The organism is Streptomyces sp. NPDC096311 (assembly GCF_044763085.1).
Classification (GTDB): domain Bacteria; phylum Actinomycetota; class Actinomycetes; order Streptomycetales; family Streptomycetaceae; genus Streptomyces.
Genome location: NZ_JBIWFN010000055.1, coordinates 1 through 13,342, shown reverse-complemented (window position 1 = coordinate 13,342; position 13,342 = coordinate 1). Strand labels below are relative to the sequence as shown.

Here is a 13,342-nt window from a genome sequence, read left to right as displayed (position 1 = left end):
CAACTGCGCCCGAGCACGGTTCACTTCATGTGCGTCCACACACTCAGCATGCCGCTGAACACGGCCGACAGAAAGACCTAACGGAGTCCTACTAGCACCTTCGGTCGCAAAGACCTCATCAGACACTGACGCCCCGTCGGGCTGGTTGCCCTGCGCTGCGGCCTCATTCATCCTTGGGGCGTACATCGCGGACAGTCATCGCGGACGGAGTCGAGTATGAAGTCGCAGAAGCAGCCGCGTATAGATCCCGAGTTCCTGATCAATCGTAGAGGTCTGCAAGCGCTGCTCTTCTCTTCCATCAAACTGATGGAAATTTCTGCCAGTGTCATCGTGCGGACTGAATCGCTGCCCTGGAAACTCGGCCTCTCGCACAACGTGTGGGCCCTTGCGCAAACAGCACAATTGCTGCACACGAGAATCGGCAGTCTTCGGGTCAAGGAGGTCCGTCCCTGCCCTGCGACACGCGACTACAGAGACTTCATCGACCGGATCGCCAACTTGTCCGATCCTGTGCGCGAGATGGGAGTGCTGACTCGCCTCGCCTATCCTGACCTCAAGGCTTCTGTCGATCGGTACAGGGCGCGGCTGCTGTCGACGGATGAGGTGACCGCAGACTGTCTGGATCAAGTGAGCACACGTTTGACCGCCTTGTATTCCGCAGATGTCGACCCGGCGTCTCTGGCCCCGGAATGCGCAGAAACCCTCGCCCGGAGCGGCGGCGCCCTACCCGCAACGGACGCTTTCAGGGAGGAGATGCATCCCGGCCCCGCAGAGGAGTTCTTCACCGCAGACCTGAACTCACTCCGAGTAATCCCGGCCCGCCCGGGGCGAAGCTCTCAGTTCACCGAGGCGAAGGACGGCTCCACCAAGGAGACAGCATTCGGTTATGGGCCGGCTTTCTACGACTTCGCATTCCGCATAGAATTGTGTGCCACGGAGATATGCGCGGCAATGCTGGCACACTACGTGGACGCACCGTGGGGGTTACGCCACGATCTCGCGAAGCAACTGAGAGACGAAGCACGTCACTTCGAACTGTTCATATCGCGGGCCGAGGAACTCGGGACAAAATTGGGAGCGCTGCCGGTTCGTTTTGAGGTGTGGGACAACTTCATTCTCGGCGAGAGTCTAGCTGAACGTCTCATCATCGAACAGCGCATCGGTGAGGGCATCGCCCTCGACAGTGCGGACGACATCTACGCCAGGCTGAAGGAAAGCGGAGAAGAGGAGTTGGCGCTGGTTTTCCAGTACGTCACAGCCGACGAAATCACCCATGTAGCCAATGGGAACAAGTGGCTGCGTTCTCTTCTGGGAACCGACGATGCAGTCAACGCGCTGGAGAAGAAGGTGATGAACCGCCTGATCCGCCACAAGGAGGGCCGTGTCTACAAGCACCCGATCAATGTGGAGAATCGACGATTGGCGGGGTTTCATGAGGACGAGATCGAATCGATACGACGAGAACAGTCCCCCGACGGAAGCGACGCGGGCGCATAGTATTCAGCCTACCGCGAGTCGTGCGGCCATTTCCTCCAGCGGCACCACCGCGTCGGCGAGAGCCATCACCGCATGTTCGACTGGCTCCTCGGACAGTAGGACGATTTTCCCCGCCCCGCGGGCATACCCGATCTCAATACACACGCTTCGGCCCGTATAGCCCTCTTCATCGATGACGTAGATGGCATCGGAGCGTTGGATCTTGCTCAGGAAATCGCGGGTCAGGAACATTTTCTCTTCCACGGTGACCTCAACGAATTCTTCACTGTACTCGAACCGGGGGGTGAAGACCGTCACGCCGTGCTGCTCCAGTTTCTCCGCGGCGAGACGTGCCGTATCGTAGAACTTGGAGCTACTGCAGACAGTCACGGTCTTCACTTCTCCGAAGTTGACCATGTTCTCTCTCTCGTCCATCAGTCACCGGACTTCTCGGAGCCGCGCGTCTGGCCCTTGGCAAGACTGCGCTCCAGGTGCATGAGCAAAAGGTAGGGCTTGATGTGCGGATCGACTTTGCGCCATGTGAAGGTCTGCTCGCTACGGCCGATCGCAAAGCTGGCCGGCAAGCTTGCTCCATGTACCTCCCACAGTAATCCCGTACCTGGATGCGGAGATTTGCGTGCCAGCGAAAACTCCGAGCTTATTGTCCGGTAGCGGGCGGCTAGCTCTCGAGCGGTGGCCTCCGGCGTCAGCACGGGCTCGGATCCTCGCGCCAAAGCGAGTAGCGACTCATCCAACAGGCAGCGGAAATCTGAGCTGTACCTGCGACACTCCAGCACCTGATCAGGCGTCAATCGAGTAAGTGAACCGAGTTGTAAGAGGCCGAGGACCTCGCGAACCACACCAGATTGGAAACTCTCGCCCGTTCGCGGTCCTTTGATCAGGGCGGTGTGAGTCGCGCGATCCGCCAGGAGCCCGTCCTGGTTGAGTTCGGAGGAAATCAGCAGGGATGCCAGGTGTCCCCTCAGCTTGATGACCTCGCCCACGCCCTGTCGCAGAATCCGCCGCCCGTCACCGCCTTCTTCGTACGCCTGCTCCCGGATGCTGCGGAACATGTCATCCATCTCGCCCACATGCGCGGCGAGCTGAGCCTGACTCACGACGAGGTCGGCAGGACGCCGCCCGCCCCCTCTCGTGCGGGGGTTCCTCGCGTAACCGGCGTCGTCCACCTCGTACTCGTGCGCCCAGAGCTTGATGAACCCCTGCTCGCGCAGCGTGCTGATGAGACGGGTGAGTTCGGCCGACCGCTCACTGTCGGCAGGGTCGGTCTCGTACGTCGCACGGATCGCGATCGAGTCGGCGAAGAAGATGACGGCCTGCAGTACCCGATCCATGACACGCATATCGATCAGGCTGCCGTCGAGCATGGTGAGGGAGCGGTCCATCTCAGGACCCGGTTCCGCTGAAATGGCTCACGAAGTCGATCTCGTAGAGATGAAGACTCCAGCAATGGTAGTGAATCACGCTGCGCTCCGCTCCCACATCGTGCGTAAAATCGTTCGTGAAGCGAGCCCATGCGATCAACTCGGGGACGAGGCCCACCATCACGTCTGTGCTCCGTGCCGTCAGGAACACATGCAGGATGTTGCTGATGATGCGAAAGCATCCGTCCACGGGTGAGATGGGGTACTGAGAGCCGAGGTCCTCATCGGGCTGCCATGTGGCAAAGACTGCACTTCGAGTGTTCCGATCGATCCTGAGCAGTTCTTTGATCTTGCTCATCTGATCGACTTCTGGGTGACTGGCGCCGCGCCAATGGTAAAGGCGATGATAGAGCATGGAGTCGCCCTGCCCTGATCCAAGAAGTCGATTTACGTAGTCGTCGACCATTTCGGGATACTGGTACGAGCTCGGCAGAGCGACGTTGGTCGTATCGTTCACATGGATCGTAAGGCCTGGTAAGTCGAACGAAATACCGTTCCGGGTGGAGATGCGCACAGGGGTTTCTTCTCTGAACAGGTCAACCACCTGGCCCCATCCTGATTCGACAGTGTCAATCGAAATCTCCATACTGAATCCGGATCTGCTCGATATTCTCGGACGAGAGGATGAGTCAGGTGAACGCCTGTGGATCAGTACGACCACTGGGCGGATGAGAAAGCAGTGTAGCGCGGAGTGACCGCTCCGATACCCGTTTGTGCCCCCTGGTGCTACTCGTTGCGTGCAGGGGTCGGCTCCGAAAAGATCTTCCTCATAGCGTTCAGCGCCTGCGCTGCCCAATGTTCCTCTTGGCCCCGAGCTCGACTCGTGTCCGTGCGCGGTGATGAAGGCCCTTGACCTGCACACAGCAGGCATTTAGCGTTTGGGTGTTTGTACAGGTCAGAGGCTTGATGGCTCCGCTCAGGTCAGCAAAAGGTCAGCATCGGGCGCGGGAGCGTCCCACCTTGCGGCGGTTGCCGATCGTGGTGGCCGAGCAGGTCGTGTCGGCGATTGCCTGGTAGGAGCAGCCGAAGCGCAGGAGCTGCAGCATCTTGTCGAAGACGATCCGGTCGCTGATGCGTGGGCGGTGGCAGCCCAGCGGATGGTCCGGGTGGTACTCCAGCCGCTCAGGCAGCAGGGCTGTGGATTGGCCCCAGAGCGGTTCGGTCAGCCATGATGGCAGCACAAGCACAGGTTTCCTCAGTGATCACAGAGCGTCGCAACTCCATGATCGCCAAGACCTGTGCCTTTTTTATCGCCGGGTTACCAGCACCGCGCCTATCTGCGCGACCACTTACCTGGCGCATCGTCAGGTAAGTCAGCATCTGGTCAGCCTGAGTCCTCGCATACTCCGAGGCAGGTGCTCGAGCGGGTCCTTGGGCGGCGATGGCACAACAGCCGGATTCTACGCGGAAGCGCAGGTGGGGAACCTTCTTGCCCAAGTGGGATCGATGTTCCTCAGCATCTTCGAGTGTGAGGAGTGTCGGTGTACAGTGAACGACGCCCCTGACCTGCAGAAAGCTGGCGGGGAGCCGTCTTCTGGGAGTCCAAAGTGCTGCGAACTTTGATCAAGTCCAAGATCTAGCATTTGGGCGTTTGCGCAGGTCAAGGGCATGATGGACGCCCCTCAGGTCAGCAAATGGTCAGCATTGGGGGCGGAGGCGTCCTGGCTTGCTGACCTGGTGACCGCCGCGGCGGGCGCCTGGGCGCAGGTGCCTGGCTCCAGCTCGGAAGATTTGCTTCGTGGCTCCTCAGCTCGCTCGCGGTATGCGATCGTTCTTCAAGGACCGCGGCTGTGCCAGGCCGACGCGGTGCCCGCACGCCTACACGATCCGCTTCCGCAACGGTCTGGGGAAACAGATCGAGGAGGGCGGCTTCGACACGCAGGATGACGCGATCGAACGCCTCACGCAGATCTATGCGGAGAAGAAGTGCACGACGCCGTCCGTCGCGGAAGCGCGCCGGGAGCTGGGGCAGAAGACGGTCGCGGAATACGCGAAGTAGTGGCTGCCCCGGCAGCGCCGGATGACCGAATATTCAACGGGTGAGCATGTCAACAGCTCCATCCACGTCCATCTTCTTGCGGGAAACGGAGTGCCGATCGCGGTAGCGGGAAGCCGCCATCGGATTGATGGCGAATACCTGCCGTTTACCGCTTCGCAGCACGGCCACAAGCAGTCCACGGGAGGTTTCGATCGCGATTGGGATCGGGTTGTCCTCACAGTCGCCGTAGTCGGCAAGCAGGTCCAAGAGGATCTTGTAGCCAGCCGCGTCGTCCGAGATGCGCCGCTTGGCGAGTAGGGTGGCCGCTGTCGTCGACCAGGGCGACGTCGTGCGTGCGCTCGGCCCAGTCGATACCGCAGTAGATCAAGTCTTTCCACTCCGCCGTGCTCTTGCTGATCGTTCGCGAGCTCACGCGGGCCAGGCAGCGACCTAATCCCAGGACTCAGCCCCTCAAGGCCGGTCGTCCACCTCAGTAGCTGTTCGTGGCACCAGCTCGCCCCGCGGGCCTCGGTCTTCGCGGGAGCTCGGTGCTCGGGCGTCGTGAGAGGTCACGGTGGAGTGGGCTCGCGCCACCAACAGCAACGAGTGCCGTCCGAAGTGATGTTGACGCTCGGTGACACTGGGCGTCGCCGATCTTTCGGTAGGCATCGCAGGCCAGGAGGAACGTCAAGCGTCCGCCCAGCGCCAGCGGGCGCCAACACCTTCCGGACTTGCGGTGAACTGGGCGTCGGCTCGGCGTACGTCCAGCGTTCCAGTGGCTTCTATCGGTTTGGTGACGGCCGATGCGGGCCGAGACGTGCCCCGTCTGTCCGAAGGCCTCAAGGGCCAAGCCGCCCGCTTGCATCCACTCGGCACCGCACGGGCCGCCATCATTCGAACGGTCCGTCGCGGATGTCGCTCCAACGGACCGCTCTTAATTCCGGATTAGGCCGCCCGGCTCCTCGACCCGTCCGTGCCGATGGTGATGTACTGCTGGGGACCCGGCTGCAGCGTCACTCGCGCCGCCCTCGCGCTCGCCGAACTCGGTGAACAGGTCGAGGAGATGTCGGGCGTCTTCGAGTGCTGGGCGCGAGGGCTCCACCCACGAGACGTGCCAGGGACCGGCCCGTTGCGACGCCGAACCCGTCACGGGACTGGTGAGCGGCGCGTGTGGCTGCTGACAACCGCTGCCCCGGGAGCCAAGGGTCACACGAGGTAGGCGGTGCGGCCGCTGACCGGCGACTTGGGGCCGTAACAGTAGGCGCCGCGCCCCGTGGACAGCAGCGGTGCGCCCAGCGCTTCGGCGAGCAGGCTGGAGGAGCACGAGGCGAGCACCTCGGGACCAACCAGACGGTGGTCGGCGCACTTCGCGTAGGACTGTCCCGCGGTGACGGTCTCCGCCACCGAAGCCACGGGCAGGTCGAACCCGCCTTGCTCGTGGAACGAGCGCAGCTCGCCGGCGGGCAACTGCGTGTGCTCCGCGTCGCACTCGTCGTCCCAGCAGGTGCGCATGGCGGAGGAGACGGCCAGTGCGACGCTCGACGCCACGAGGCGGATCTCGCCACGTAGCGCCGCCGTGCGAAGGACCGCTGCTCGGGAGGAGTGAGACGTTGCTATGTGATAAAGAGCAAACGAGTCGGTGACAGCTGTACTGCCCAGGGCGCCCAAGAGTTCTTCTGGGGTGACCATCGCAGATTCATTCCTCATCGTTGAGTTGAAATGAGTCGGCACCCATACCGCTGTTTACGGATCGGGTGCTTCGCGCGTTTCCGGTGTCAGCTGGCCAGTAGGCCGTAGAGATGCCGGGTGACGTCCTGGACGAGCAAGCGCTCGTGCTGGACGACGAAGAAATGCCCGCCCGGCAGCACCGCCTCGCGCACGCGACCGCGGATAACGTCGGACCAGCCGTTCACGTCGTCCGCGTCGGTGCCCGGATCGGCGGAGCCGCGGTAGAAGACGGCGGTGGTGTCCAGTGCCGCGGGCGGCTCCGGGTGACGGTACGTCCGGCAGATCCTGAAGTCGCCGCGGACCGCGGGAAGGGTCAGCTCACGCAGTTCCGGGTCGTCGAGTACGTGCGTGTCCGGACTCCCCAACTCGTGCAGTTTCCGCATCAGGGCCTGATCGTCGTCGCAGTCGACGTCCAGGGGCCGCACCCGGTGGGGTGCCGCGCGTGCGGCCAGGAAGAGCGGAATCCCACCGATTCCGTGTGCGCTCTGAAGACGGGCGGCCACCTCGAAGGCCACCGAGGCTCCCATGCTGTGGCCGAACATCGCCAACGGCCGGTCGGTCAGCGGCACGAGAGCCGCGGCGACCGCCTCGGCGAGCTCGTCCATGGAGCCGACACACTCCTCTCCCAGCCGTTCCTGCCGGCCGGGGTACTGGACCGCCACCACGTCGATCTCTGCCGGGACCGACTCGGGCCACGAGCGGAAGAAGCTGGCGGCGGAGCCGGCCGGCGGGAAGCAGACGAGACGTGCCTTCACGTCCACGGCCGCGGGGCGGTGACGACGCAACCACCGGGAGTGCCCGACACCGGTCCGTGCCGAAACCGTGTACGAAACGGCACCGCTCTGACATGTGGTCAGCGCTGCATTCGACGTGCCCACCCCGCTTGTCCCCCTGTTTCTCGCATGCACCCTACCCCGCTTGCCCGAAGGCGCCGGTACCTTCTTGAGGCTATGTGCACTTGTCCTTGACGCTTCGTCAATTAAGCGACGCCCGTGCGTTCTTGGGGGCAAACATATGTCCCTTGACGCGGCGCGTACACATCCTTATGATCATCCGTCAAGTAGTCAAGACTGTCCGGAAACCCCTCACAGAGGGCACCGGCAGGGCTTCTGCTGCGGGGGATCAGGGGGACGCGTCCACGTCCCTATCGATGTCTGACCGGACATCTTTCCACGGTGTTGCTCGCCATTCCTGCTGCGCCCTGTCGCCGGACCCATCCACGGCTCAGCAGAACGAGGTTGCGGCATGACCAACCCCTTCGAGGACGCAGACGGAACGTACCTGGTCCTGATCAACGACCAGGAGCAGTACTCTCTGTGGCCCGGCACGATTGACGTGCCCGCCGGCTGGCGGATCGTCCTCGACGCAGCCCCGCGCCAGGAGTGCATCGGGTACATCGACACCCACTGGGTAGACATGCGGCCCAAGGACCTGCGCGAGGCCATGTCCGCCGGTTCCTAGCGCGAGGACCGAACCCAGCCGTCGAGGCTGCGGGACTGCACACAGTCGCGGCCCGGTGCCCAACGATCAGATCCGCCACCCAGGGCCGCCGACCACAGATCCCCTGGGGAATCACGTTCACTTCAGGGGAAGACTTCAGGTGTCTGGTACTCGCTCGTCCTGGCCCTTGTCCGCCGCTCAGTCGGGTGTCTGGTTCGCCCATCAACTGGGCGTCACGGAGCTTGAGTACAACGTGGCGCAGAGTGTCGAGATCGACGGGCCCGTCGATGTGGCGGTCTTCCGGCGGGCCATGGACCAGCTCCTCGCGGAGACGGAGACCTTCCGGGTCGCCTACGGCGAGGAGAACGGAGAGATACGCCAGACCCTGGAGCCGGAGCACGGCCCCGGCCTGGTGTTCCACGACCTCTCGGGGGAGCCCTCACCCGACAAGGCCGCCGAGTCACTCGTCCGTGCGGACCTGGCCCGCCGCCTCGACCTCCTGAACGGCGACTGCCAGTACACCTTCCTCCTGCTGAAACTCGCCGATGACCGCTTCCTGTGGTACCAGCGCAGCCACCACGTCGCCGTGGACGGCTACGGCGGCGCCCTGTTCACCCGCCGCCTCGCCGACATATACAACGCACTGATCACCGGCGCCACCCCCGCCGCCACCCCCTTCGCGTCCCTCGGCGACCTCCTCGCCGAGGAGAACGCCTATCGCGCCTCCGACGCCTTCGTCCGGGACCGTGAGCACTGGTCGGCCTGCCTCGCCGGCCACGAGCCCGCCGCTGCCGCGCACACCGCGCCCCGCGTCAGGACCGCCGTACCCGACGGGACCCCCTCGCCGGCCACCGTACGGATCACCTCCCACCTGCCGGCCGCCACGACGGAGGCACTGCGTGCCGTCGCGCGCGAGGCCAGGACCCACTGGTCCGCCGTCATCACCGCCGCCACGGCCGTCTACTTCCAGAGCCTGACCGGTTCCTCCGACGTCCTGCTCGGCCTCCCGGTCACGGCCCGCACGAGCGCGACGTCGCGCCGTACCCCCGGCATGGTCTCCAACATCGTCCCCCTGCGCGTGACCGTGCCCGCGCACCACACGTTTCGGCAGACCGTCGCCGAGACGGCACGCAAGATGAAGGCGGCACTGCGCCACCAGCGCTACCGCCACGAGGACGTGCTGCGCGACAACGGAGCGGCCCGGGGCGACGGCCGCTTCTTCGGTCCCATGGTCAACGTCATGTCCTTCGACGACGACCTGTCCTTCGGGGGGCATCGCGCCGCGGTGAACAACCTCGCCAACGGCCCTGTCGACGACCTGTCGTTCGCGGTGTACGACCGGACCGGGGAGAGCGGCCTGCGGATCGACCTCGACGGGAACACCTCCCGGCACACGGCCGACGAGGTCGCCCAGCACCTGGAGCGGTTCGAGCGTGTCCTCACCGCCCTCGTCGCCGCCCCGCAGACCCAGGCCGGCCGCGTCGACGTCCTGTCCGACGACGACCGCCGACGCGTCCTGCACGAATGGAACGACACGGCGACCGCCCACCCCGCTGACGGCAGCCCCCTGCTGTCCGCCCGCTTCGAGCGGCAGGCGGCGCGCACACCCGACGCCACGGCCCTCGTCCACGGGGACACGCGGCTCACCTACGCGGAGCTGAACCGCCGCGCGAACCGGCTCGCCCGGCTACTCGTCGCGCACGGCGCGGGCCCCGAAAGCGCCGTCGGTCTCGCTCTGCCCCGATCCGTGGACCTCGTCGTCGCCATGTACGCGACCGTCAAGGCAGGCGCGGTCTACCTCCCACTGGACCCCGAGTACCCACTCGACCGGCTCCACGGCATCCTCGCGGACGCCACGCCCGTCACCGTGCTGGCCTGCGACTCCACGGCCGGCCTCCTCCCCGAGGACACCCACCGCATCCTCCTCGACGACCCGGGGACACGGGCGGCACTCCTCAGCGCCCCCGACACCGACCTCACCGACGCCGACCGCACGGCACCGCTGCTCCCCACCCATCCCGCGTACGTCATCCACACTTCCGGCTCCACCGGGCGCCCCAAGGGCGTCCTGATCACACACGAGGCGATCGACAACCGGCTGGCCTGGATGCAGGACGACCATCCGCAGGGTCCCGGGGACCGCGTCCTGCAGAAGACCCCCGCAGGCTTCGACGTGTCGGTGTGGGAGTTCTTCTGGCCGCTGCGGGTCGGCGCGACACTCGTCCTGGCCGAGCCCGGTGGGCACAAAGATCCCGCGTACCTCGCCCACCTGATCCGCACCGAACGGATCACCACTCTCCACTTCGTGCCGTCGATGCTCGCCGTGTTCCTGGCGGAGCCCACCGCCGCGCGCTGCGCCGACACCGTACGCCGTGTGTTCTGCAGCGGCGAGGCCCTGCCCCTGCACCTGGCCCGAGCCTTCCGCACCACCTTCGGCGACACCCGTCTCGTCAACCTCTACGGACCCACCGAAGCCGCGGTCGACGTCACCGCCTGGGAGTACCAGGAAGGAACCGGAGCCGGGGGCGCGCCGATCGGCCGCCCCGTGGCCAACACCCGCGTGTACGTCCTGGACCGCCGCCTGCGGCCCGTCCCGGTGGGCGTGGCGGGAGAGCTCTACCTGTCCGGCGTCCAGCTCGCCCGCGGCTATCTGAACCGCTCCGGCCTGACAGCCGAGCGGTTCGTCGCGAACCCCCACGGCGCGCCCGGCGAACGCACGTACCGCACGGGCGACCTCGCCCGCTGGCGCGCCGACGGCACCGTCGAGTTCCTCGGACGCGTCGACTCCCAGGTGAAGATCCGTGGCTTCCGCGTCGAACTCGGCGACGTCGAGGCAGCCCTGACCGCACTGCGGGGCATCGCCCGAGCCGCCGTCGTGACCCATGACCGGCACGGCGACCAGCACCTCGTCGCCTACGTCGTTCCGGAGCCCGGTGACGCGGCCGACGGCGCCGAACTGCGTAGGGCACTGGGCGAACGTCTGCCGGAGTTCATGGTGCCGTCGGTGGTGGTGGTGTTGGAGGCGCTGCCGTTGACGGCGAACGGGAAGTTGGACCGGCGGGGGTTGCCGGTTCCGGAGTTCGGTGGTGGTGCGGTTTCGCGTGCGGTGCGTTCGGTGCGTGAGGACGTGTTGTGCGGGGTGTTCGCTCAGGTTCTGGGTGTGGAGCGGGTGGGGGTCGAGGAGAGTTTCTTCGATCTGGGTGGTCATTCGCTGTTGGCGACTCGTGTGGTGAGTCGGGTGCGTGCGGTGCTGGGTGTGGAGTTGCCGCTGCGGGCTGTGTTCGAGGCGCCGTCGGTGGCGTTGCTGGCGGAGTGGATCGGTCGTGCGGAGGGTGCGCGGGCCGGTGTGGTGGCGGTGGAGCGGCCGGCGGTGGTGCCGTTGTCGTTCGCGCAGCGTCGGATGTGGTTCCTGAACCGGCTGGAGGGCACCGACGCCTCCACCTACAACGTCGCCTTCGCCCTGCGCCTCGACGGCACGCTGGACCGCAGCGTGCTGGCAGCGGCCCTCGCCGACGTCACCGAGCGCCACGAGTCCCTCCGCACGATCTATCCCGAGGATCCGTCGGGACAGCCGTACCAGAACGTGCTGCCCGCCCACCAGGTCAGCACGCTCCTGACCACGCTCCTCAGCGACGAGGAGGTTCTACAGCGGGACGTCGTCGCGTTCGCCGCGCGCGGCTTCGATCTGACCACTGAGGTGCCCCTGCGTGCCTGCCTGTTCACCAGGCACGAGACGTCACACGTCCTGGTACTCGTGCTGCACCACATCGCGGGTGACGGTTGGTCGATGGCTCCGTTGGCGCGTGATGTGGCGACCGCGTATGAGGCTCGGGTGGGCGGGCTCGCCCCGGGATGGGAGCCGTTGCCGGTGCAGTACGCGGATTACGCGTTGTGGCAGCGGGGGTTGCTGGGGGAGGAGTCTGATCCGGAGAGTGTGCTGAGCTGCCAGGTCGCCTTCTGGACGGAGACCTTGGCCGGGGTTCCGGACCAGTTGGAGTTGCCGACGGATCGCCCGAGGCCGGCGGTGGCCACGTTCGGTGGGGACACGGTCCCGGTCGAGGTCGGGCCGGAGCTGCATGCGTCGCTCGCTGCGTTGGCGCGGGAGTCGGGTGCGAGCGTGTTCATGGTGCTCCAGGCGGCCTTCGCCACGCTTCTGTCGCGGCTGGGTGCGGGGACGGACATTCCGATCGGTTCGCCGGTCGCGGGTCGTACGGACGAGGCGTTGGATGATCTGGTCGGGTTCTTCGTGAACACGCTGGTGCTGCGCACGGACCTGTCCGGTGATCCCACGTTCCGTGAGCTGATCGGGCGGGTGCGGGAGACGGACCTGGCGGCTTACGCCAATCAGGACGTGCCTTTCGAGCACCTGGTGGAGGTGCTCAACCCGACGCGCTCCCTGTCCCGCCACCCGCTCTTCCAGGTCATGCTCGTCCTCCAGAACAACGACCAAGCCGACCTCCGCCTCCCCGGACTCGGCCTCAAGGTCGAGCAACTCGGCACGCAGACGTCCAAGTTCGATCTCCTGCTCTCCGTGGGCGAGCGGTTCGGTGCGGATGGCCGGATGCTTGGGCTCGAAGGGCACCTGGAGTTCGCGACTGACTTGTTCGATCGTGGGTCGGTCGAGCGGTTGGTGGAGCGTTTTGTTCGTCTGCTGACGCAGGTCACGGTGGTGCCGGATGTGCGGGTGCACTCTGTGCAGGTGCTGTCGGCGGATGAGTACGGGCAGCTGGTGTGGGGTTTCAATGACACGGCGGTGGACGTGCCGTGGGTGTCGTTGCCGGAGTTGTTCGCGCGGCGGGTCGCGGAGTTCCCGGATGTGTTGGCCGTGGTTTTCGAGGATGTGCGGTTGACGTATGCGGAGTTGGACGAGGTGTCGGTCCGGCTGGCGCGTGTGTTGCGTGGGTTGGGTGCGGGGCCGGAGTCGACGGTGGCGTTGATGTTGCCGCGTTCGCAGTGGTTGCCGGTGGCGTTGCTGGCGGTGGTGAAGACGGGTGCGGCATATCTTCCGGTGGATCCGGAGTATCCGATGGACCGGATTGCGTACATGTTCGCGGATGCGGATCCGGTGTGTGTGGTCACGGCGAGTGGTGTTGCGGACGGTGTTCCGTCGGGTGTGCGGGCCGCGCGGGTCGTTGTCGATGATCCTGGTTTCGCGGATGTGCTTGAGGGCGTCGGGGGTGGTTCGGTTGATGTTGTGGGTCTGCGGCCTGAGCATCCGGTGTATGTGATTTATACGTCGGGTTCGACGGGGCGTCCGAAGGGTGTGGTGTTTCCGGCT

Annotated in this window: 9 protein-coding genes and 3 pseudogenes; 5 read left to right on the top strand and 7 right to left on the bottom strand. The window is 65.4% G+C overall.

Annotated elements, in window-relative coordinates; all coding sequences use genetic code 11:
• The first annotated feature begins 216 nt into the window (after window positions 1–216).
• Window positions 217–1,497 (top strand): DUF455 family protein, encoded by a 1,281-nt coding sequence (locus ACIRA5_RS53265; protein ID WP_403705850.1) that lies wholly within the window; start codon window positions 217–219, stop codon window positions 1,495–1,497.
• 3 nt (window positions 1,498–1,500) lie between these two features.
• On the opposite strand, the gene ACIRA5_RS53260 is transcribed toward ACIRA5_RS53265, so the two are convergent.
• The 4 genes and pseudogenes from ACIRA5_RS53260 to ACIRA5_RS53245 all read right to left on the bottom strand — a co-directional run.
• Window positions 1,501–1,911, bottom strand: a complete 411-nt coding sequence (locus tag ACIRA5_RS53260) for a hypothetical protein (RefSeq protein ID WP_403705847.1) — start codon at window positions 1,909–1,911, stop codon at window positions 1,501–1,503.
• Complete coding sequence (locus tag ACIRA5_RS53255; protein ID WP_403705844.1) at window positions 1,911–2,879, bottom strand: hypothetical protein; 969 nt, start codon at window positions 2,877–2,879, stop codon at window positions 1,911–1,913. Before ACIRA5_RS53255 ends, ACIRA5_RS53260 begins: the two co-directional genes overlap by 1 nt.
• Window position 2,880: 1 nt before the next feature.
• Window positions 2,881–3,462, bottom strand: a complete 582-nt coding sequence (locus ACIRA5_RS53250; RefSeq protein WP_403705841.1) for a thymidylate synthase — start codon at window positions 3,460–3,462, stop codon at window positions 2,881–2,883.
• Window positions 3,463–3,880: 418 nt separating this feature from the next.
• Window positions 3,881–4,105, bottom strand: a pseudogene (locus ACIRA5_RS53245) (IS5/IS1182 family transposase); the annotation flags it as partial.
• Window positions 4,106–4,656: 551 nt separating this feature from the next.
• Between ACIRA5_RS53245 and ACIRA5_RS53240 the strand changes: the two are divergent.
• Complete coding sequence (locus tag ACIRA5_RS53240; RefSeq protein WP_403705838.1) at window positions 4,657–4,917, top strand: hypothetical protein; 261 nt, start codon at window positions 4,657–4,659, stop codon at window positions 4,915–4,917.
• Window positions 4,918–4,968: 51 nt separating this feature from the next.
• Here the strand turns inward: ACIRA5_RS53240 and ACIRA5_RS53235 are convergent.
• A pseudogene (locus tag ACIRA5_RS53235) lies at window positions 4,969–5,284 on the bottom strand (transposase); the annotation flags it as partial.
• 561 nt (window positions 5,285–5,845) lie between these two features.
• Here ACIRA5_RS53235 and ACIRA5_RS53230 point away from each other — a divergent pair.
• Window positions 5,846–6,077, top strand: a pseudogene (locus tag ACIRA5_RS53230) (hypothetical protein); the annotation flags it as partial.
• A 25-nt stretch (window positions 6,078–6,102) separates the two neighbouring features.
• Here the strand turns inward: ACIRA5_RS53230 and ACIRA5_RS53225 are convergent.
• Both ACIRA5_RS53225 and ACIRA5_RS53220 read right to left on the bottom strand, forming a co-directional pair.
• On the bottom strand, window positions 6,103–6,444 hold the full coding sequence (locus ACIRA5_RS53225) for a hypothetical protein (protein WP_403705835.1): 342 nt from the start codon (window positions 6,442–6,444) through the stop codon (window positions 6,103–6,105).
• 227 nt (window positions 6,445–6,671) lie between these two features.
• Complete coding sequence (locus ACIRA5_RS53220; protein WP_403705832.1) at window positions 6,672–7,409, bottom strand: thioesterase II family protein; 738 nt, start codon at window positions 7,407–7,409, stop codon at window positions 6,672–6,674.
• A 460-nt stretch (window positions 7,410–7,869) separates the two neighbouring features.
• Here ACIRA5_RS53220 and ACIRA5_RS53215 point away from each other — a divergent pair, with 460 nt between their 5' ends.
• Window positions 7,870–8,085: an MbtH family protein gene (locus ACIRA5_RS53215; RefSeq protein WP_403705829.1), complete on the top strand. Its 216-nt coding sequence runs from the start codon at window positions 7,870–7,872 to the stop codon at window positions 8,083–8,085.
• Window positions 8,086–8,224: 139 nt separating this feature from the next.
• Window positions 8,225–13,342: amino acid adenylation domain-containing protein (locus ACIRA5_RS53210; RefSeq protein WP_403705825.1), on the top strand; the 5,118-nt coding region annotated here is incomplete at its 3' end.